The organism is Roseivirga thermotolerans (assembly GCF_014653175.1).
Lineage (GTDB): Bacteria > Bacteroidota > Bacteroidia > Cytophagales > Cyclobacteriaceae > Roseivirga > Roseivirga thermotolerans.
On record NZ_BNAG01000001.1, the window covers coordinates 262,867 to 285,481 of the forward strand.

15 protein-coding genes are annotated in these 22,615 nt (G+C 43.7%); 5 read left to right on the forward strand and 10 right to left on the reverse strand.

Annotated features, from left to right (window positions below):
* Positions 1-25: 25 nt before the first annotated feature.
* The 3 genes from IE164_RS01165 to IE164_RS01175 all read right to left on the reverse strand — a co-directional run bounded on the left by IE164_RS01165 (position 26) and on the right by IE164_RS01175 (position 5,522).
* Entirely contained in the window at positions 26-4,033 is a 4,008-nt protein-coding gene (locus IE164_RS01165; RefSeq protein ID WP_189628351.1) for an AAA domain-containing protein, read from the reverse strand.
* Between the two features lie 102 nt (positions 4,034-4,135).
* Positions 4,136-4,312, reverse strand: a complete 177-nt coding sequence (locus IE164_RS01170; protein WP_189628352.1) for a hypothetical protein — start codon at positions 4,310-4,312, stop codon at positions 4,136-4,138.
* 397 nt (positions 4,313-4,709) lie between these two features.
* Entirely contained in the window at positions 4,710-5,522 is an 813-nt protein-coding gene (locus tag IE164_RS01175) for an SDR family oxidoreductase (protein ID WP_189628353.1), read from the reverse strand.
* A 74-nt stretch (positions 5,523-5,596) separates the two neighbouring features.
* Between IE164_RS01175 and IE164_RS01180 the strand changes: the two genes are divergently transcribed.
* Positions 5,597-6,490 (forward strand): peptidase associated/transthyretin-like domain-containing protein, encoded by an 894-nt coding sequence (locus tag IE164_RS01180; protein WP_189628354.1) that lies wholly within the window; start codon positions 5,597-5,599, stop codon positions 6,488-6,490.
* On the opposite strand, the gene IE164_RS01185 is transcribed toward IE164_RS01180, so the two are convergent.
* From IE164_RS01185 to IE164_RS01195, 3 genes are all read right to left on the reverse strand, one after another.
* On the reverse strand, positions 6,487-8,076 hold the full coding sequence (locus IE164_RS01185; RefSeq protein ID WP_189628355.1) for a SulP family inorganic anion transporter: 1,590 nt from the start codon (positions 8,074-8,076) through the stop codon (positions 6,487-6,489). The two genes, IE164_RS01180 and IE164_RS01185, sit on opposite strands and share 4 nt — an antisense overlap.
* A gap of 227 nt (positions 8,077-8,303) precedes the next feature.
* Positions 8,304-9,704 (reverse strand): RagB/SusD family nutrient uptake outer membrane protein, encoded by a 1,401-nt coding sequence (locus IE164_RS01190; RefSeq protein ID WP_189628356.1) that lies wholly within the window; start codon positions 9,702-9,704, stop codon positions 8,304-8,306.
* A gap of 20 nt (positions 9,705-9,724) precedes the next feature.
* Complete coding sequence (locus tag IE164_RS01195; protein ID WP_189628357.1) at positions 9,725-12,742, reverse strand: SusC/RagA family TonB-linked outer membrane protein; 3,018 nt, start codon at positions 12,740-12,742, stop codon at positions 9,725-9,727.
* A 351-nt stretch (positions 12,743-13,093) separates the two neighbouring features.
* Between IE164_RS01195 and rlmD the strand changes: the two genes are divergently transcribed.
* The 3 genes from rlmD to IE164_RS01210 all read left to right on the forward strand — a co-directional run bounded on the left by rlmD (position 13,094) and on the right by IE164_RS01210 (position 16,394).
* Positions 13,094-14,500 carry a 23S rRNA (uracil(1939)-C(5))-methyltransferase RlmD gene (rlmD, locus tag IE164_RS01200; protein ID WP_189628358.1) on the forward strand — a complete coding sequence of 469 codons (1,407 nt, stop codon included), beginning with the start codon at positions 13,094-13,096 and terminating at the stop codon, positions 14,498-14,500.
* A gap of 54 nt (positions 14,501-14,554) precedes the next feature.
* Positions 14,555-15,508: an aldo/keto reductase gene (locus IE164_RS01205; protein WP_189628359.1), complete on the forward strand. Its 954-nt coding sequence runs from the start codon at positions 14,555-14,557 to the stop codon at positions 15,506-15,508.
* 61 nt (positions 15,509-15,569) lie between these two features.
* Positions 15,570-16,394, forward strand: a complete 825-nt coding sequence (locus tag IE164_RS01210; RefSeq protein WP_189628360.1) for a hypothetical protein — start codon at positions 15,570-15,572, stop codon at positions 16,392-16,394.
* 68 nt (positions 16,395-16,462) lie between these two features.
* Here the strand turns inward: IE164_RS01210 and IE164_RS01215 are convergent, their stop codons facing one another.
* Positions 16,463-16,654: a cold-shock protein gene (locus tag IE164_RS01215; protein WP_189628361.1), complete on the reverse strand. Its 192-nt coding sequence runs from the start codon at positions 16,652-16,654 to the stop codon at positions 16,463-16,465.
* Between the two features lie 73 nt (positions 16,655-16,727).
* Here IE164_RS01215 and IE164_RS01220 point away from each other — a divergent pair, with 73 nt between their 5' ends.
* Positions 16,728-17,219, forward strand: coding sequence for a SixA phosphatase family protein (locus IE164_RS01220; RefSeq protein WP_189628362.1), 492 nt, complete (start codon positions 16,728-16,730; stop codon positions 17,217-17,219).
* A gap of 321 nt (positions 17,220-17,540) precedes the next feature.
* On the opposite strand, the gene hslU is transcribed toward IE164_RS01220, so the two are convergent.
* From hslU to lon, 3 genes are read right to left on the reverse strand one after another with little or no spacing between them, the layout of a single operon-like run.
* Positions 17,541-18,935: an ATP-dependent protease ATPase subunit HslU gene (gene hslU / locus IE164_RS01225; protein WP_189628363.1), complete on the reverse strand. Its 1,395-nt coding sequence runs from the start codon at positions 18,933-18,935 to the stop codon at positions 17,541-17,543.
* The gene (gene porQ, locus IE164_RS01230) at positions 18,928-19,965 is read right to left on the reverse strand and encodes a type IX secretion system protein PorQ (RefSeq protein WP_189628364.1); all 1,038 of its coding nucleotides are present in this window, start codon (positions 19,963-19,965) and stop codon (positions 18,928-18,930) included. The genes hslU and porQ overlap by 8 nt, the downstream gene beginning before the upstream one ends.
* Before the next feature lie 31 nt (positions 19,966-19,996).
* Positions 19,997-22,459, reverse strand: a complete 2,463-nt coding sequence (gene lon / locus IE164_RS01235; RefSeq protein WP_229838477.1) for an endopeptidase La — start codon at positions 22,457-22,459, stop codon at positions 19,997-19,999.
* Positions 22,460-22,615: the final 156 nt, after the last annotated feature.

Below are 22,615 nucleotides of genomic sequence, written 5' to 3' on the forward strand. Positions count from 1 at the left end.
TTATACCGTGCAGCAAGATGTGTGCTTACCTCACACTATCTACCAACTCAATAAATCGGCTGATTTTATCTTTTACATTGGTACCATTTTGCCAATAGTCGCGAGAGTGCATTAGGCGATAGGGCCAGGCTTTAGCACTAAGCAGTGCCGGTCTGTAAACAAAACTTTCTTTCACTGAGGTACTCACGTAGAAGGAATTATCGTCCGTAAAGATCAGGCCCAGATACTTATTCCTACGCATCAAGGCAATATCTGCATAAACAGAATCGGACTTCATTTTTACGGGCAACTCCCCTTCCAGTGCTATAAGCTTATTCTTTAAATACCACTCTTGTTCAAACCCCTTATCTATAGTAAGTGTAATATCCATTTCTTTGTCAGAGACCTGCTTGGCATATTTTAAATAGGCCTTTAACATTTTGGGGCCTTCATTCCTGGTATCTTCTACCTTGAGCTGCGAAGGCAAAATAGAAGTAACGATCACCACCTTTTGTCTGGCCCGGGTAATGGCCACGTTCAATCTGTTTTCTCCCCCCACCTGATTGAGGCTACCAAACTGTACATTCATCTTGCCATTCGCGTCTGGTGCGTAACCCGTACTGAAAATGATCACATCGCGTTCATCGCCCTGAACATTCTCTATATTTTTCACAAACAGGGATCCTTTATCCATTAACCCTTCTTCTTCCAGTAAGTCTATTATCAGTCCTTGCTGAACCCCATTGAATGTAACCACCCCCAAACTGTACTCTGTCTTCTTTCTCAGAAAAGACTTTACCACTTCTACCACTTCGCTGGCTTCCTCAAGATTACTTTGTTTTTCCCACCGGCCTTTCACCTTGATATATTCTATGGCAGGTTCAGTTCCATTGGCCACATCAAAATGAGGAAGCATAGTGAGTTTATTTTGGTAGAAATGCTCATTAGAGAATTGAATTAGCTCTTGAGACTGACTTCTGTAATGACCTCTCAGATGCACCTGCATAAGGAAATTACGGCTAAGCTCTAAAAGCGATTCTACCTCCAGAGCCATCTCTTCCGAATCGTCTTCCCAGCGCACTCTGTACAAATCGTTGGGTTTCAATTGCTGATCGTCACCAGCCACCACCACTTGCTTACCTCTGTAAATGGCCGGCAAACCTTTCTCCGCAAAGCATTGGCTGGCCTCATCAAAAATCACCAGATCGAACACAGACTCCATGGGAAAAATAGCCGAAACAGATTCCGGAGAAGCAAGCCAGCAGGGCACCAGGTTGAACAACTCTTGATAAAAGTGATTAATAACTCTGCGAACAGGCCATATCTTTCGCTTTTTGGTCACCTGATGGAGCAACTCGCGATAAGTGACCATGTTATTCAAGCGATTGAATTCAATACCCTCATAAGTTCTTTCACGCGCCTTTTGTAGTAATATCTGATTGCTGGCTTCAGCCTTTTGTTCCACAGCCTCCCGGAGTTCAGAAATAAGTCGGTCGAACTTTAAAGTGGATACAGCTCTTAGAATGGGGTTTTTACTCTCAATATGGTCTATCCATGCCAGTCGCAAGCTGTTATCAAACACTTGCAGTACTTCTTTTTTGTGGGCAAGGTGCAAATCAGCCAACCGATCTACAATGGCCAACTCTTTATCTGAGAAGGACTCCCTCAGTTTATCTAACTCACAGAGAGTCTCAAAATCTCGTTTCACACTTTTTCGCAAAGCCTTCAAAAAATCCTCATCAACGAGAAGTCTGTCGATTTGAGGCGGCTCAATGTACTTGTTCCACCGGCTGCGCCTAGCCGGCAGTGGCTCAAGAGCCTTTCTTAGCTCTTTAATTTTAGACCGGAACTCTTTAGCAGAAAGCTTATTGAGCTTAAAATACTCGTTGAAATTGGCAAATGAATTGAATCGCAGTTTACCGTTTACGGCCATCTCCAAATGGTCGATCCATTGATTTATTTCTTCCTGAGACAAGGTCTTGGGTACAGAATTTATCCAGCCCACGCTGCGAAGCTTGGTAAGCTGATGTTGCAGATTGAGGCGATTATCGATTCGCTCTGTGAGTATTCTAAGGGCGGCCTTATCATCTCGCAAACCATTGGCTACCAGTATTCTGGCCAATCGCAGTTTTTCTTTTGAGAAACGCCATTTAAACGATTTCCAAGCCGAATTTTTGGCATCGGATCTCTGCTTAAGTATTTGCTGTACCTCTCCTATTTCATTGGCCGGAATGGTCTGCTCTACGCCATTTCCCTCAAAACATTTGTTCAGAAGGTTACGGGTATTTTTTAACCACAGCAATTCTGTCTGAGCGTTTGGGAAAGCCGTCATTGGCCTGAAAAGCCTGTAAATTTCCTCGTTTTTTAAGTAGGCGTTTATCTCTCTAAGGCGCTCAAGGTTTTCACTAATGGTTCGGCAGGCATCGTAGTCTACTTCTTCTCCTATAATTTCAGAGACCTGCCTGGCAATAGCTCGCGCCTCTTTAGGGATTTCATCCAAGCAGCTCAAAATTTCCTGCAAATCGCTCGCCCTGAAACCGGCAAAGCTTACCCGATCGGACCAGGGGTGCTCATCACTGTCCAATTCATTGGCATAGTCAAAATAAAGCTCCAGTTTCTTTAAAAACTTATCGAGCTTCTTAAAGTGAAAATCGGAATACTCCTGTACCATGGATATGTGAGCAGCCTCCGGACTCGAAGTGAGGTATAGTTCCTTTACCGAGAGTCCACATTCCGAATTATCGAACAAAGCCGCCTTGTATTCCTCCAGTTGCTCTACATTCTCCTCAATGGTAAGGCTGGCCTGCCTAAACTGCCGGTCGAGTTGAAGGGCATCCAGATTGTTGTTACTCCTTTTGTATTCTTGAAGCCGATCGATTTGGCGAGCAATTTTATCGTAAATGTCTTTTCTGTCGGCTTTAAAATCATGAACAAGGGCTGCAAATTCATGAATTTCGTGTTCTTTAAGCCGGTGATATACTACATCCAGAGCGGCTCTCTTTTGGCTGACTACAAGCACTTTTTTGCCCCGGGCTATAAAATCAGACACCAGGTTACAAATGAGTTGTGACTTGCCAGTGCCGGGAGGGCCCTGAACTACTATGGAGCCACCTTTCTTAACAGCCTTTAGGGCATTTTCCTGATGAGCATCGAGCGGAAAGGGAGTGTAAGTTTCGTCTTCTTTTACTGAACTTAGAAAGAAAGTTTCGGGGTCAAAATTGGCAGAATCGGGTGTCTCGGCTCTGAGAACACGATCTTCGAAGAATTGCTCTAACGACTCATACGGATTGGTTTCCAAAAGAAAATCATAATCGGGAACCAAGTACGAATCGGCCTGAGGAAATAGTCCAAGAACAGCCTGCATTTTTAGACTTAACTCACCTACATCGTAAGTTTGCTCTAATTGATCTTTGACTTTATTGGGGAATGGTTCTAACTGTTCTGCATAAAACTCCCGGCTAAAAGGAATATCTATACTACTGGCTGAAATCTGCTCGTATAGCTGGTTTTTGAAGGTGGTGGCATGACGGTCGTAATCATCGAAACTATGTTCCACCAATTCTTCTTTAACCTCAATTTGATTGTAATGGCTAAAAGCCAACAGTAAGCTTTTGTTGAAACTGATGTTTACATCTTTCTTTAGGCTCAATGCCCAATGGTCCTTTTCAAGTTGAAGCTCTACCGGAAAGAAGCAAAGCGGAGCACGAAGGATGGTACCATCATTGAACTTGCCTTCCACAAAAGGCCAGCCTACATACATGTCTCTGGCACCGGATTCCTCAAACAAAAACTTTTCCCTGCGATTAAGCTTCTTAAGTCGAGCTGCGATTTTATTGGAAAGCTCATCCCTGGCGTCCGACTGAGGCACCAGTTTTACCTGACTTTTTCTGGTAATTAAGTGCTCCATAATTTGCCAGGAAGGCACTCCATTCACATGATCCAGATCGTGCAGGTCGATAAACTGCTCTACATTCAGCTTCAGCAAAAGCAACGACCTGTTGTTACCTGAAAGGTTAGTGAGCCGTTTGAGGTATGATTGGAGGATGTCCTTCATTGGTGCTGTTAATGGAGTTACAGACTTATCCGAAAATAGAGAAAAGTGATTAGTTATCAGTATAACAGTGATCAGTTAATCGGAAAATAGAAAGAGGTTGATCTATCCTACTTTTTTACTATTTAAATAATAGGAATAATATCCTCCTATAATCTGAGCTGTCTTACGAACATCTGGCCCAACTCCAGTTAAAAGCACCTGCCTCTTTTCTCCATACTTATCAATGGCTGTTAACCTATAGTCTTTGCCATATTTAGTAGGCACCTCTTCGATATACATATTGACAACATATTTGAAAGATATATAAGTATTCTTCGATTCAATACCCAAATGACCTTAGGCCTTTTGTCCAGTAAGGGAAGTGCAATGAGTCCGCAAATACCCAGCATAATTAGCCCTAGCCAGACCAAATCAATTAAAACCACATTATGCCCCAGAATAAATTTCGCCAAAAAGAAAACCACGGCAAATAAATAAATTGCACCTATGACCTTTACTCCATTAAGTATGTACTTCTTTGAATTATATAGTCTTATCTCTTCAGGTTTAGAATCTACTGAAAGATCAACTGGGATTTCTAGATACTTGACCCCATTTATCTTATCCCAAAAGTTTCTATTCCTTCCCTCTAGCACTGATTTCTAATTGACCGTTCACTGATTCTCTGTTCAACTGTTTACTCTCGCCCAAAGGGCGAGTCCGGTTCTTTTGCGAAGACATTGAAAACGATCTTGTCCATTCGGCCGGGCATCCATTTATTAAGGAAAACAGCCAGTTTACCTTGAGTGGTGAAGACAATGTCTCTCTTGCGCTTTTTGACGGCTTTGATAATACCATCAGCCACTTCTTCTGCTGTCATCATTTTGCCTTCATCGCGAGGGGACTCTCCTTGAGAAGTGCCGTCTGCCGTGAGCGCAGCATTACGGATATTGGTTCCGGTAAAGCCTGGGCAGGCCACCAAAACATGAACGCCTCTATGCATCACTTCTGTACGCAACGATTCAAAGAAGCCGTTCATCGCATATTTAGAAGCCGTATAAGCCGTTCTGGCCGGAGTTCCACGGTAGCCATTGATGGACGAAATACCCACTATCGAACCTTTAGATTTAAGAATATGAGGCAGTGCATACTTGGTGGCATAAAGCGTTCCATAGAAGTTAATGTCCATCACCTTTTTGAAGACATCGAGCTCAATTTCCTCTAACAAAGCACGCATGCTAATGCCGGCATTGTTGATGAGGATATCCAGACTTCCGAATATCTTCACGGTCTCATCAATAAGGAATTTATTGTCCTCCTCGCTGGCCACATCCAGCTTCAGGCAAAGGTTAGGCGCCTTGAGCTGATCTAGCTCTTCGGCCACCTCATTGAGCCTGACTTCATTGCGCCCGGTGATGACCACCTTGCTGCCCATTTTGGCGAATGCCATAGCCAGGGCCTTTCCAATTCCCGATGATCCCCCTGTGATAATGACTACTTTGTCTTTCATGGTTTGTAGTTGATTTACAAAGATATTGTCAATCTTTAGACTCGGGCCATCTCGGTTAAAGTTGTTCTTCTAATATGCGATTGAAAATCCTGACTTGCTTCATTTTTATTCTTCTTGCTCAGGAGGCGATGGGTCAGGGAAATATTAATGGAAGAGTTTTTGATTTAATGGACAGCCTCTATTTGCCCTATGTTACCATTATAAACCTAGACACAAAAGATACCACTAAGTCCAACTTGGAAGGCTATTTCTATATAAAAGCCGACAATGGGGATCAATTGCTATTTCGTTATCTTGGTTTTGTTGAAAGGACTATTACATTACAGAACCTAAAATTCCTTGAAGTAGGACTTAAACCGTGGTCAAGCGAAGATGATTTAGGACAAAATAGAATTCACATATATGCGGGAGTAGAAATAAATTACAAGCTGATCGGGGGCAAGCTTAAGTATGTATCAGACTACTTCGGATCATTCACCTTTGAATCATCAGCTTCCTATTTTTTCAATACTGAGACCAAGCTTACTGATGCAAAGATTCGGTTCCCGAGACTGATTTATTCCTATCCTAACGTCAGTATCGGAACGTCAATAGCTTATCAAAATCTTACTTTTGAAGATAACAGTGGATACGAGAGCTACATGCTTTCTTTTCAACCCAGGCTGAGATATTTTGAAGCAAATATTGGTGTAGGCAGAAACCACTTTGAACTTGACTCTAAAAAGACCTTTGGTGTCTTAGTTGGCATTAAAAAAGAAGTCCCTTTAGGTAATTATAATTACCTGCCATTTGAATCGTCTGTAACCTTTTGGGGTAAAAACCTTCAATTCAATACAGCTCTAAATTATCGCATCTTTAAAAGATTCGAGATCGAACTCGGCTACCAGTACTTCAGAGGTATTGATTTGATTCAATTCACACTAGGAAATTCCATCAGGCTCTGGAGATACAATAAAAACGAATACTAACCCTCCACAGCCTTATACTTATTGAAGTTATCGATGGCCACAAAGTAATCCGGATCTTCCAGCACGTTGACATCGCAGATGCTTTCTGCCTTTTTGATCATACGGATACAGTCTTTACTCAAGTGTCTCAGATGGATATTCTTCCCTTCTTTCTGATACTTCTCAGCCAGTTTGTTGATGGCTTCTATAGCCGACTGGTCCATAATTCTGGACTCTTTGAAATCGATGATCACTTCTTGAGGGTCTTCCTTTACATCAAACTTCGAATTAAAGAGGCTTACGGAACCGAAGAAAAGCGGGCCATAGATTTCATAGTGCTTAATACCATGCTCATCGATAGATTTTCTGGCACGAATTCTCAGCGCATTCTCCCAGGCAAATACCAAAGCCGAAACAATTACTCCGGCAAATACGGCTATGGCCAAGTCAAAAATTACGGTCAGACCTGTTACCAAAACGATCACAATCACATCTGATTTCGGTACTTTATTCACAATCTTGAAGGTACTCCAGGCGAAGGTGCCAATTACCACCATAAACATTACTCCCACCAAGGCCGCGATGGGAATCATCTCGATATATTCCGACCCGAAAAGAATGAAGGCTAGTAGAGCCACCGCTGCGACTACACCTGAAAGCCTCCCTCTACCACCGGACTTTACGTTGATGATACTTTGACCAATCATAGCACAACCTCCCATACCTCCGAAGAATCCGTTAGTCAGGTTGGCCAGTCCCTGCGCCACGCATTCACGGTTACCACTACCTCTTGTTTCTGTCAGTTCATCGAGCAGGTTAAGGGTCATTAAGGATTCAATCAGACCAATAGCAGCTAAAATCAGTGCGTATGGAAATATAAACCGGATGGTCTCCCAATTGAGAGGAATAACAGGTACATTGAAAGTTGGCAGACCGGCTTTGATGCCGTCTCCGCCACCATCCTGAATAAAGCTTTTTACAGTGGCTGTTTCCACTCCACCAAATATTACAATGGCCGAAACCACCAAAATAGCAACCAAAGCGGCTGGAATTCCTTTATTAATACGCGGCAAGAAAACCATTATAGCCATGGTGAGCAGTACCAGGCCTAGCATAATGAAGAGAGAACTGCCTGTCAGCCATTCGCCCCCCGATTTGAACATGCCCAATTGCGACATGAAGATCACAATGGCCAGACCATTCACAAAGCCCATCATTACCGGATGAGGCACCATTCTGATGAACTTTCCTAGCTTCAGAAAACCGGCAGACATCTGGATAATTCCCGTAAGAATGAGCGTAGCAAAGAGAAACTGCAATCCTTGCCCTTCTCCCATGGCTTCACCTTCGGCCACCAAATGAACCATTACCACAGCCAATGCTCCCGTAGCACCGGAAATCATACCCGGCCTCCCCCCGAAAATGGAGGTAATAAGCCCCATCATAAAGGCTCCGTATAGACCAATGATTGGAGAAATACCTGCCACAAAAGCAAAGGCAACTGCCTCCGGCACCAAAGCCAAAGCCACTGTTAAGCCTGAAAAAATATCGCTCTTGGTACTTACTCTATTCTTATCAATAATGGAAAAAGCCTCTCTGAATGTCATGCCTTCGAATTTGAGCCTGCAAAGGTAGGGCTTCTCATGAAAATTACCCGACTGAGTAAAAAGACTTTATGAAAACTATTGGGCAAAAAGAAACCGTTCCGAAGCTTTCTAACTCTCTCATAGTTAATGGAAGAGAAAGAATGAACCTTCGGAACGGCTGTTAAGGAGTTGGGCTCCCTAGGTTGTCGGGCTTAGCTCTTCAACCTGAGGAACCCAGTATTTACCTTTTAGTATCCGGGGTTTGGCTGCATGTTTGGATTCGCATCCAACTCAGCTTCCGGAATAGGCAGAATGAATCTGTTGTTCGGGTAATTGATAGTACAGATAGAAGATGTACACTGGTTTCGAACTACATCTTGCTTATATCTCATCAAGTCCCAAAGTCTTTGTCCTTCAAAGGCCAATTCCTTTCTTCTCTCCAAAAGCACCTCATCCAAAAGCGCAGGTCCCACTGCAGTTACAGGAGGGGCCGTTGCATCGGCACGCTGGCGTATGGCATTCACATCGGCCTGGGCAGTATTATCGCCCTGATTGGCCTTAGCTTCTGCACGAATAAGGTAAACTTCTGACAAGCGGATTACTTTGGTATTGTCTGTACCGTTAATGCTCGGGTATTTATTCACTCGATAAGGAGCATAGTCTCCGGTCAGGAAGTTATCTTCCTTAAACCATCCTCTTCTCACATCATCATTAGAATAAAGAGAAACCACATCGTTAGAAGGAAGGTAGTCTCCATAACCTTCTACAATGTACATTCTACCGAGGGCATCAGAGCCTCTATTGTCATTTTCGGTCATTGCAATCTCAAAAATCGATTCTGACGAGTAATCAGAAGACCATGAGCTCAGGTAGTTTCCGTTAGAAACCAAGGTATACTCTCCACTGTTAATCACTTCTGTAGCCAAAGCCTCGGCATTGGCCCAGTCTTCTTTATACAGATACACTCTGGCTAGCAAAGCCTTGGCAGCTGTATTGTTAAGCGTTGAAGTTCTACCGGTTCTAGGGTTGTTGCTCAACATGGAAATACCCTGATTCATATCGGCAATAATCTGGTTATACACCTCCTCTACCGTATTTCTGGATGGCTCATTGAACTGATCGAACTCTAACACCAACGGCACACCCAAATGCGAGGCATCGCTGGTATAAGTATAATGCTGAGCAAACATGCGCACCATATCGAAGTACACCAACCCTCTGAGAGCGTAGGCTTCACCAACAATATGGTTTCTGTCGGCCTCAACTGCAGCAGGCAGTTCTACATCTGCATTGATAATGGCGTTCAGGGCATTGATGTTTTGCCACATCTCTTGCCACATACCCAGTGCAATACCATCGCCTACTGTGGCAATGTACTCTGCATAATCTTTGGCTCTGTTGGCCGAAGGGTGCTGCTTTACATCGTCAGACATTACATCTGGAACTAGTAAGAAGTATCGTCCATAATAGTTGGCAGAAGACAAACCGTTGTATACTGCCGTAATGGAAGAATTGTAGTCATCTATTGTGGTCAATGCTTGTTCGTTGGAAACGGACTGATGTGGAGTCAATTCCAAAAATTCGTCAGAACAAGCTGCTACAGCCAGTAGTAAAAATGCTGCAATATTTATTTTATATATAAGTTTCATTTGTTCTTCTTTTTTCTCTCTTAAAATCCGAAATCTACACCAATCGATACAGTTTTGATGGCCGGGGTAAGACCACCCGCCACACCATTGATAGCCTGCTCAGGGTCAAGGAACAAGTCTTTTTCTCTGGTAATGGTTAGTAGGTTGGTACCTCTAACATAAGCTCTCAATGAACGGATCTTCATCATTGTGGCTACGCTGGAAAGATCGTAAGCAAGGGTTACGTTACGCAGTCTGATGTACGATGCATCGTGGAGATATCTTGTGCTGTTGGCTGCTTGCCCTCCTTTGGTATCTCCCCATACGTGCTGAGGCAGCTTAGCATCGGTTTTGCCCGGAACCCATCTGTTTTCGAATGCCCAAACGGTGGTACTTCTTGGGGTCAATCGGCCGTCTCCATGAATAAACCTTCCGTTAGCATCGTATATGTAGTTTCCGTAAGAGTAATTGAACTGAGTGTTCAAGGTAAACTTCTTGTAAGCAACCTCTATGTTAAAGCCTCCGAAGAAATCAGGAGTAGCACTTTTATCCTGGAAGTATCTCTGCGCCTGATTGATATCATTAGTTACTTCAGACTCTGTTTCATCGGTATAGAATAGTGGGTCACCATTGCTTTGGTCTACTCCTGCCCATCCGAACAAGTAGTACGCCTGATAATCTCTACCTTCTTCTCTTCGCTTAGTGCCATCGGTATACGGCTCATTAAGTTTAGTGAGTCGGTTTTTAAGCTTGGTAATGTTAAACCCGACATTAACCGAAAGATCAGAGCTGGTGTAGGCTGCATAGTTCAATGAGAACTCCCAACCTGAGTTTTTCATTTCCCCAAAGTTTTGAGTAAGGCTTGAGAAACCTGTAGTCATTGAAATTGGCACACTCAGAATCAAATCTTCAGATACTCTGGAGAAGTACTCTACGGTACCATCGAGTTTATCCATTAGGTTAAAGTCAAGACCAATGTTAAAGTTGGTTTGGCTCTCCCATGTCAAAGCCGGATTGGCAATTTGAGTGGGCTCACCACCCGGTTGGCCATCATAATCTCTGCCATATCCGTAGAGTCCTACAGAAGGGAAGTTACCAATTCCGGCATTACCTGTTACCCCATAAGAGGTTCTCAGCTTCATGTAGTTAATAATTCCGGAGTTTTGCAAGAAGCTCTCTTCTGTAAGGGCCCAGGCCAAACCTATGGAATAGAAAGTACCCCAGCGGTTATCGGCTCCAAATCGTGACGAACCGTCTCTTCGAATACTTGCTGTGGCAAAGTACTTCTCTCTAAAATCATAATTGAAACGAGAGAACATTGAAGCAAAGGTGTATTCTGTAATGGTAGAAGAGGCACTGTAGGCCGCAGCTGCACTGGCAAGGGTTCTTAACTTATCGTTCGGAAACTCCTGGCCATAGCCATAGGTGGTTTTACGAATAGACTTTTGAGCCTCGTAGCCTAAAAGTGCATCGAAATTGTGGTCTGAACCAAAGGTTTTAGTGTACTGCAAAGTTTGCGTACCCACCCAGTTTCTGTCTTGTAAGGTAGACACCTGGGCATATCCTCCGGAGTTTCTACCATCTCCATAGCGTCTGTTCTTATACTGCGACTCATTGATCTGGATTACATCGAAGTTCCATTGCGAACGGAACAAAAAGTCGTTGGCAAACTTCACATTTACAGAGAAGTTATCCGTAACTCTCATTTGTTCTGTCAGTCGGGAATCATCACCACTTAAGGCACCCACAGGGTTGTTACCTCCCATTGGGAAATAGTTTTTATGGTCGGCATTGAACCTGCCTTGTGCATCTCTTATAGGAATGAGCGGAGAAAGCAGATAGGCATTGTAAAGCGGATTCGCCCAGGCAGAACCGTCAACAAAACCATTTTGGTCGAAGCTACCTACACTCAGGTTATTGGTAAAGCTAATGTTATCTGAGGCTTTAAAATCGAGGTTTACACGACCTGAAATACGTTCAAAGTCACTACCAATAATATGGCTCTCCTGGTCGAAGTATCCTCCTGAGAAGAAGTATTTGAGCTTGTCCGTTCCTCCCCTGGCACTCATGTTATAACTCTGAGTAACTCCTGTGCGGGTAATGGCATCCAACCAGTTGGTATCGGTAGGCCTTCCCGTAACGGGATCAGTTAACTGCTGAAACCTGTTGGTAAGGTTTTGCTGTGCATCGGCCAGCGATACACCTCTGTTGGTATAGCCTTCAATAAACAACTGGGTATACTGCTCGGCATTCAGCGGCTGCAACAATTTGCTCGAAGCCACGCTGTTAAAACCTACCAGAGTGTTCAGGTCTATTCGGGCCTCTCCTGTCTTACCCGATTTTGTGGTAATGAGTATTACACCGTTGGCACCTCTTGAACCATAAATGGCTGTAGAGGCTGCATCTTTCAATACCGTTACCGACTCAATGTCGTTGGGGTTGAAAGAGGCCATTACGTTACCACTTCTACCTCCGTTACTATTGAGTTGGGTAATGTCTCCGGACTGTACCGGAATACCATCTACTACATAAAGAGGTTCACTGGAGGCACTAATGGAGCCAATACCACGAATACGTATTTGCTGGTTGGCCCCTGGAGAACCGTCAATACCCGTAGCCTGAAGACCGGCCACATTTCCCTGGAGCGATTGCTCAAAAGAGGTCATAGGAATTTGCTCCAGCTTTTTGGAGTCCAGCGTTCCTACCGATCCGGCTATTGCCTCCATCTTTTGAGTACCGTACCCTACAATAATTACCTCACCGGCATCTGACTCAGCAAGTTCCATCTGCACATTAATGACCGTACGGTTTCCAACTCTCTCCTCTTTGGTAACAAAACCTACGAATCTGAAGATAATCACATCATTATTGGCAGCATCGATGGTATATCTACCATCCAGGTCTGTAGAAGTACCATTTAAGGTACCTTTAATCAGGACTGTTGCCTGCGGCAAAGGTTGTCCTGTGTCATCGAGCACACGCCCCGTAATGGTTCGTGTTTGGGCAAAAGCACCCCACGCCAGCAGCAAAGCCGCCAGCGACAGTAGCATTTTTCTCATTTGATATAGATTAAGTGGTTGACAAAAAAAATTATTCGGTTGTTTTAGCGGGTAGTCAATAGCCTTGGAAAAATACCTACCCCTCTCTCAACCACAACAGACCACTGATTTGAAAGCTATATTGCAACTAATGCCAAACATTACGCAACTAGCCAGACCCTTTATTGATATTTTAGTTTCCAAAATAAAACTACGTCAGAATTTTACTAACCTCAAATTTTGTAAAGATAAATTGACATAAAAATTCAGTTTCACCAATAATGACCCATAAAACGTCTATAATTCGCCCCTCAACAAGGCCTCAAATGGCTCTGGCAACGGAAGTCCGCTCAAATCAATTACATTTGCGCCATGGCAAAATACAGGGGTAAAAAGAAGATTATTGAGCAGGTAGAAGTTCAGGGAATTGCCGCGGAAGGCAAGTGTATTGCTAAAGTAGATGAGCAGGTAATTTTCATTGAAAAGGTGGCTCCTGGCGATGTAGTTGACGTTCTTATCACACGCAAAAAGCCCAACTTTATGGAGGGTACCCCCGTGCACTTTCACTCCTTTAGCCCCGATAGGGTAGACCCGTTTTGTGAACACTTTGGTACATGCGGTGGTTGCAAATGGCAACATATTCCATACCCTATTCAGCTTAAGTATAAACACCAACAGGTAGTAGACAATTTGCAACGCATTGCCAAAGTTGAGCTGCCTGAGATTCACCCAATATTGGGTTCATCTAAAACCCGGCATTACCGCAATAAGCTGGAGTACACTTTCACAAACTGGAAGTGGCTTACTCAAGATGAAATTGAAAGTGATAGAGCAATTGATCGTAGGGCTCTGGGCTTCCACATTCCGGGCCGATTCGATAAAATATTACAGATTAAAAACTGCTACCACCAGCCAGAGCCTTCTAACCAAATACGATTGGCTGCCGAAAAATTCTGCAAAGAAAATGATATTCAGTTTTACGACCTGGTCAAAAAAACCGGCAACGTAAGAAACCTCATCATTCGCAATTCAGTGAAAAATGAGTGGATGGTGATCGTACAATTTGCCTGTGAAAATGAGAAGAACGCACAGCTTTTGGACTTCTTGAAAAATGAGTTTCCGGAAATCACCTCACTGCAATATGTAATTAATAATAAACCGAACGAGACCTTCCATGATTTGCCGGTAGAGGTTCATCATGGCCACGACTATATTATGGAAGAAATGGAAGGTATTCAGTTTAAGGTAGGCCCCAAATCTTTTTATCAGACCAATGCTCTGCAAGCCTATGAACTTTATAAAGTAGCCAGAGATTTTGCGGGGCTTACAGGCCAGGAGGTAGTATACGACCTTTATACCGGCACCGGCACCATTGCTAATTTTGTGGCCAAAAAGGCCAAAAAGGTAATAGGCATAGAGTATGTAGAAGCCGCCATTGAAGATGCCAAAATAAATTCTGAGATAAACGGCATAGATAATACTCTCTTCTATGCAGGAGACATGAAAGATATACTCAACGATGCCTTTATCGCTGCTCATGAAAAACCCGATGTGATCATAACAGATCCTCCACGGGCAGGTATGCATCCGGATGTGGTAGACATGCTTCTGAAGATTGAAGCCAGAAAGATTGTTTATGTGAGTTGCAACCCGGCCACTCAAGCCCGTGATATTGGCCTCTTAGATGCTAAATACAAGCTAAGCCAGGTACAACCTGTAGATATGTTTCCACAGACCCATCACGTAGAAAATGTGGTGTTGTTGGAATTACGAAATTGATTTTTTTTGAAACTGCTCCAGCCCTCAATTGGTTGGGTAAACAAAAGCTAGATTATGAACCAACTTACTTTTAGAAACGGAGACAAAATAGACGCTATAGGTTTGGGCACCTGGAAGTCTGAACCGGGAGAAGTGTATAAAGCAGTAAGAGAGGCCATAAAAATTGGTTATCGACACATTGATTGCGCCTGGATTTATAAAAACGAAAAAGAAATTGGCCAGGCCTTTGCCGATGCCTTTGCCGAAGGTGATGTAACCCGCGAAGAGTTATTTGTTACTTCCAAATTATGGAACACCTACCATCACCCTAACGATGTAGAGGAGAACATTAGAGAAACGCTTCAGGACCTACAGCTGGACTACCTGGACCTCTATCTTATGCACTGGCCTGTAGCCGTAAAAAAAGGGGTAGGCTTTCCTGAAAAAGCCGATGATTTCATTAGTCTGGAAGAAATTCCTCTAATTGATACCTGGAAAGCCATGGAAAAGCTGGTAGACCTTGGGCTTACCCGCCACATTGGGGTTTCTAACTTCAACATCCCTAAACTTCAGGAGCTTATTAAAGAGGCGCGCATTGTGCCAGAAATGAACCAGGTAGAATCACACCCCTTGTTGGCCCAAACCGAACTACTGGAGTTCTGCAAGAAACATGACATTCTCTACACGGCCTATTCTCCTTTGGGCTCTCGCGATAGAAGCGCAGGCATGAAGAACAACGATGAGCCAGACATGTTCGAATTACCGCGTATTCAGGCTATCGCAAAAAACCATGGAGTACACCCTGCACAAATTCTAATTAAATGGGCAGAAGCGCGTGGCACATGTGTAATCCCTAAGTCGGTAAATCCCCAGCGACTCAAAGCCAACCTTGAATCGGCCAACATTCCTTTGAGCGATTACGAAATAATGGAAATCAACAAACTAGATATGGGCTATCGCTATATCGATGGTAAGTTCTGGGAAAGAGAAGGAGGCCCATACACTGCCGAGAGCCTTTGGAATGACTAACTGGTGCAGTATGGCATAGGGTTTGGATTTTCTAGGAAGAAAAATCAAACCCTATTCTATTATGAAACCTATTGGAAAAACGTATTTCAGCTTTTTAGTGGCCGCCACGCTCGTTTTTGTGGCCTGCGACAATGCTAATGAAGATGCCAGCCCAACAGCACCACAGCTGCCTCCGGCCGAATCTATGTCGGCTGAAATGGGGGCTTTTCCCTCAAATGGAGAAAATTCTTCTAAAAATGATAATCAAGACAGAGAACACTTTACTTATGCCGCTGCCAATGTGGTATTCTGGCAAAGTATTTTAAAACTGCAGCTGGCCGTTCCCGTGGCCGCCTTCAAGGAGTCTTTCAACCATCCTTTTATATACCTTCAGGATGAACAACGCTGGAAGTCGTCATACTCCGTTACAGTAGGTGACAAAACTTACGAAGCTACCTTGTATGGAGAGCGCGAAGAAGATGAAATTGAGTGGGAGATGTACCTTTCAGCAGAAGGGCAGTTTGAGAACTTTCTGTGGTTTACCGGAGAATCTGAATTAGACAACACTGGCGGAAGTTGGACCCTGTATAAAAGTCCTTCTGAGCCAAGAGCTGTTTTGACCATTGAATGGGAGAAAGAAGGAAACGAAGTAGAAGCGGCCTATACCCTGGTAGACGAGCAAGCCGATAAGGTAGACAGCTACATTGAATACGGAACCACTACTGAAAATGGCTTTACCCATTTCTACGAAGTTTCTATTGAAAGCAAAACTGAAGAAGATTATGAGGTGTTTATTCTCTACAATGCTAACACTCGTGCCGGCAAAGTAAAATCAGAATCACGCTTTGGAGACGATGCCTTTAGATGTTGGGATAGTAATTTCATAGACACCACCTGTTCTAATTAAAAAGTAAAAGCCCTGATCGGATTCATCCGATCAGGGCTTTGGTAATCAAAAATCTATAATTCTTTTAACTATATTTTCTTGACATTCACGGCATTAACGCCTCTTCTGCCTTCCTCAGTATCAAAAGAAACTTTGTCGTTCTTTTCGATGGCATCCACTGTACCTGACACGTGAACGAAGACATCTTTTCCATTTTCGTCATCAACGATAAAGCCGAAGCCTTTCTCATCGTTGAAGAATTTTACGGTACCTGTTTTCATTGTAATTTGTAATAATAGTATTAAATAATGCGTCAAAGCTAGCAATTAGTTTGACACTCTCTACTACTTACGTATGAAAAGACTGTTAATTGTGCGGCATGCCAAGTCGAGCTGGGGCTTTCCGGAACTCTCTGATTTTGAGCGACCTCTTAATCACCGGGGAGAAAAAGACGTTCCGGACATGGCTACCCGGATAAAAAAATTGGGACTAAAGCCGGAGCTAATGATTTCTTCTCCGGCCAACCGAGCCATAACCACGGCTCGTGGATTTGCCTCCGTTTTGGGCTATCCTGAAAGCCACATTGTAGAAGACAAGCAACACTATCATGCCTCGAGCCAGGAGTTAAGGCAGCTGATTAGGAACTTTAGCGATAACTATGGTGTGATTATGCTGTTTGGTCATAACCCCGGCCTCACCTATCTTATCAACGAATTGTCTGACTTTAGACTAGACAATCTACCCACGTGTGGCATCTGTGGTATTGACTTCTTTATAGACTCATGGAGTCAGGCAAAGAGAGGAACCGGGAAGAAGTTTTACTATGATTTCCCTAAAAACAAGTGAGTTAAATATATTCGTCTAAGCACAAGCGATGAAAACACCTCTTTTAAAACCTTATGCTGTTCTTCCATCTTTGATGGTCCTTTTTGTCTTTTTAGGACTGGTTATTTACAAACTAGCCTTTGAGTTTAATGAACTTGAAAAATGGAGAGTTCTATTTCTTGCTATGGGAGGTACTTTGATTTTTTGTTTGTTACTCACCTACCTAATTGCACACATCTATTTTAATAAAAGAACCAAAAGATTAGAGAGTCAATAAAATAAAAAGAGAGAGAAGAACACCAGCTCAACTCCCTCTCAATACTTAATACCCAATACTCCGTACTAAAGAATAAACTCGCTCAAGTCTTTATTCTGTACCAGACCATTTAACCTTTCCTGTACCATTTCTTTGGTAATTAACACTTTAGCATTGGGCGGTATTTGCTCGGGAATGTCGAAGAGAATATCATTGAGCAACTTGCTCATTACCGTATGAAGTCTTCTGGCGCCAATATTCTCCACTTCGGCATTGATATGAAAAGCTATTCGGGCTATTTCGTGCAGCGCCTCATCGGAGTATTCCAGGCTCACCCCTTCAGAAGCTATCAGGGCCTCATACTGTTTAGTAAGGGCATTCTTTGGTTCTTTCAGAATTTGGTAAAAATCGGCTTCCGTAAGGCTATTTAGTTCTACCCGAATGGGAAATCTTCCCTGAAGTTCCGGAATAAGGTCTGAGGGTTTAGCCACATGAAAAGCCCCCGCAGCTACAAAGAGAATATGGTCGGTGTTAATCACTCCATATTTGGTATTCACAGCACTACCTTCTACAATGGGCAGCAAATCGCGCTGCACACCTTCTCGGCTCACATCGGGGCCACCTCCATTTTTCTTTGAGCCCCCTGCAATTTTATCTATCTCATCAATAAAAATAATACCGGTGTTTTCTGCTTTTTTAATAGCCTCTTCTTTCACCTCATCCATATCAATGAGTTTGGCACTCTCTTCTTCCAGCAGCAGTTTCTTGGCTTCGGCAATAGTCACCTTGCGCTTTTTAGTTCTTTTAGGCAACATATTCTGTAGCATGTCTTGCAGGTTGATCATAGATGCTTCGTCCATACCACCGCCAATCATGCCTATACCATTTCCCTGAGGAGCTTGTACCGAAACCTCAATCTTTCGGTCATCTATTTCACCTGACCGTATTTTTTCTCTGAATCGCTCCCGGGTTCTTTCATTCAACTCCGCATCGCTCATCTTGGAGCTATCTTGCGCTTCTCCCACCTCGGTTGTACTTACTGTTCCCCGATTTCTAACCGGAGGAATGAGGGCATCGAGAATAATATCTTCCACTGCCTGTTCAGCCTTTACTTTTACTTCTTCTTTTTTGGCCTGCTTTACCAGGTTTACAGACTGCTCCACCAGATCACGAACCATGCTCTCTACATCGCGACCCACATAGCCCACTTCGGTAAATTTAGAAGCCTCTACTTTAGTGAATGGCGCATCGGCAATTTTGGCCAACCTTCTGGCAATTTCGGTTTTACCCACCCCGGTTGCCCCAATCATAAGTATGTTGTTAGGCACAATCTCTCGTTGCATGTCGCTTTTCACATGCATTCTGCGCCATCGGTTTCGCAAAGCGATGGCCACGTTTTTCTTAGCCTCTTTTTGTCCGATAATGTATTTATCCAGTTCGGCAACAATTTGCCTTGGGGTTAATAGATTTTGATCAATCATTTGTTTTCTTTTTTAGAAGTTGATTCAGATTTATATTCATCTGAAGCATATTGCTGCCTCCTGCGGCATGATACAGAGCCCTACTATAAGCAAACTCCAATCGTTTGGTATTGAACATAAAACCAAACGAAAACCCTGCCCCACCGCTGGCAGCATTCTGATTTTTTAATTCCTGACGTAATAAGTGGTTATACCCTAGCCTAAGCTGAAAATTGGGAGAAAGCAAGAGTTCTGCCCCAAAAACCAAACGCCTGAGTACCTGCTCCGAAAAACCCGGCTCATTGTTCTGCCCAAATAATTGGTTGGTTGAAGGGTCATAGTATACCACATCATCGCGGTTCAGGTTCCGTGCTGTCATCGAAAACCTGAACGGCATATGCTCCGGCTTAAAAGACACTCCAAGTTGTACGTCTAAGGGCAGGCGGCTGTTGTTTTCATCGATATAGTCAGACAGCAGAACTCCCAGATTTCTCACTAAAAAACCAATGGTTAATTGTTTTTCCGGATGCTCAAAGCCCCCTCCCATATCGAAGAGCAAGGCACTGGCCGTATAGGACGAAAGGTCCGAAACAGCCAACTTTAAATTGGCACCCACAGAAAAGGGCCCAAACTGGTGGGAGTTTCCCACCGACCAAACGTATTCATGCACCCTGAATGAGCCATTGAGAAACCCTGCCTCATCGAAACTCTGGATGTCTCCATAGTTAAGATAGCCCATTTGCAAGGCCCAGACACCTGTTTTTTCAAACTCGCGAGCATAACCCACCATTAAGTGGCTGATGTCGGCAAAGTATCCCAACCTTGAAATAACAAGGTGGTTGTCCATGCTTCCGTTTAACAACGCTGGGTTGTAAAGGGCTTGTGAAAGGTCTCCTTTTCCGGAAGTGAGGTTGGTTCCTCCTAAAGCCATGAGCCTGGTATTCCCCGGCACATTGAGATACTCGAAAGCTCTGCTACCACCCAATTGGGCTTGTAATGGTTCGGCAAAACCCAACACTGACACTATGAAAATAAGCAAACGAAGTTTCATGAATTTAGTATCAGTGCAAAATACGGCTTTATCAGTCTTCTAACACAAACTCTATAGCATTGGCTACTTTTTGATCCAACAGGGCAATCTCAAGCACCTCTTCGGCTTTTTCAACAAAGTGAAACTGCAGCCCTTTGAGGTATTGTTCCCCAATTTCCTGCACATCTTTTTCATTGCGAACAGAAAGAATCACCTCTTTGATACCGGCTCTTCTGGCGGCCAGTATTTTCTCCTTAATTCCACCCACAGGGAGCACATTGCCTTTAAGAGTTATTTCCCCCGTCATGGCCAATTTGCTACGTACCTTACGCTGGGTAAACAATGAAGCAAGAGCTGTGAGCATGGTAATGCCCGCACTCGGGCCATCTTTGGGAACTGCTCCGGCCGGAACATGAACATGCAAATCGTATTTTTCGAACACCCGATAGTCTATACCTAAACTTTCTGCATTGGACTTGAGGTAGCTGATAGCCGCCATGGCAGACTCTTTCATTACATCGCCCAACTGACCGGAAAGGGTTAGCTTTCCTTTCCCTCTGCTAAGGCTAGATTCAATAAAGAGTATTTCACCCCCTACGGCCGTCCAGGCCAGGCCCGTAACCACTCCTGCGGTGCGGTTGTCCTGATAAATTTCTTTATCGAAACGCCTGCCTCCGAGCACCTTCTCTACAAACTCTATGGTGGCCTTCTTAGGGTAATCTTCTTCCATAGCAATAGACTTAGCCACAGAACGCACCACCGAACCAATTACGCGCTCAAGATTTCGAACTCCGCTTTCGCGGGTATACCCTTCTATAATGAACTGTATGGTTTTCTTATCGAGCGTAAAGTCTTTGGTTTTAAGCCCGTGCTCTTTCTTCTGCTTGGGTACCAAATGCCTTTTGGCAATCTCAATCTTCTCTTCGATGGTATAGCCGGAAACTTCAATTATTTCCATACGATCGCGCAGGGCAGGCTGAATGGTATCGAGAGAATTGGCTGTGGCAATAAAGAGCACTTTTGAAAGGTCGTACTCTACCTCCAGATAGTTATCGACAAACTCACCGTTTTGTTCTGGGTCGAGCACCTCCAACAAAGCTGAAGATGGATCGCCCCTAAAGTTGGAGTTCACCTTATCTATCTCGTCTAGTACAAACACCGGGTTAGAATACTTAGACTTCTTAATATTTTGAATCACCTTTCCGGGCATGGCTCCCACATAGGTTTTTCTATGCCCTCGAATTTCGGCTTCATCGTGCACTCCTCCGAGTGACATTCTGACATATTGTCTACCCAAAGCTTTGGCAATGGAACGCCCCAAAGAGGTTTTGCCCACACCGGGAGGACCATACAAACAAAGTATAGGACCTTTTAGGTCGTTCTTTAGCTTAAGCACGGCCAGATACTCCAGAATGCGGTCTTTTACTTTCTCTAAACCAAAATGATCATCGTCCAGAATCTTTTTGGCTTTTTTGAGGTCCAGATCATCTTCCGAGTATTCTCCCCATGGCAGCTCAACCATCATTTCTGCATAGTTCATGGCAATAGGATACTCGGCAGCCATGTGATTCATCCGCAAAATTTTATCGAGCTCCTTGTTGAAGTGAGCAGCAACTTTTTCGGGCCATTTTTTATTTCTTCCTTTTTCGCGCAGAGCTTCTACTTCTCGTTCGGGTCCACCTTCGCCAAGCTCATCTTGCAATACTTTCATTTGCTGTCTTAGAAAGTAATCGCGCTGCTGCTGATCTATATCGGAGTGAACTTTGTTTTGTATTTCACTCTTGAGTTCAAGCATTTGCATTTCTTTCATTAGATACTGCAAAAGCTTAGTGGCTCTTTCTACCCCATCGTTAATCTCCAGCAACACCTGTTTTTCTCTGGCCTCTGCATTGATGTTGGACGAAAGGAAGTGCACCAAAAAACTGGCCTTCTCAATATTTTCCAGCGCCACCTGAGCCTCTTTGGGAATTTCAGGATTAAGCGCCATAATTCGGTTGGCCGTATCTCTGATTGACTGAATAATAGCCTTAACCTCTTTGCTTGGGCGTTTAGGAAAGTTCTCTGTGAGAAACTCTACCTTGGCTTTAAGCACAGGCGACTCAGCCACAAACTCTTTTACTAAAAAGCGTTGCTTACCCTGAACAATAATGGTAGTGTTACCATCGGGCAGTACCAGCATTTTTACAATTTTTGCCACCGTTCCAACCTGAAAAAGGTCGCTACCGACCGGATCGTCTTGCTTGGGGTTTTGCTGGGTTAATACACCAATTATTTTATCGCCCTTATAGGCCTGTTTTACTACCCGAATGGATTTCTGACGCCCAACGGTTATTGGAATTAAGACTCCGGGAAAAAGTACTGTGTTTCTTACAGCCAAAATGGGGAGCTCTTCCGGCAAGGCATCATTTTCTACGGCTTCATCCTCATCGGGGGCTATCATCTGAATTAACTCCCCTCCTTCTTCACTCATTTCTGCAGCCAGGATGGTACCGATCATTTGTCTATCTATTTTCATACGCAAGTGTCAAGATGACACATTATGTCACAATTTTACAGGGCTATAGGGAATTGCAAGCCCTATGCCAAAGCCTATTTGGCAGCCCTCTGGTTTTTGATTGTTATAAAATGCTGCGTAACTTACTGTTTATTCTTTCACCGACACTCAACTAAG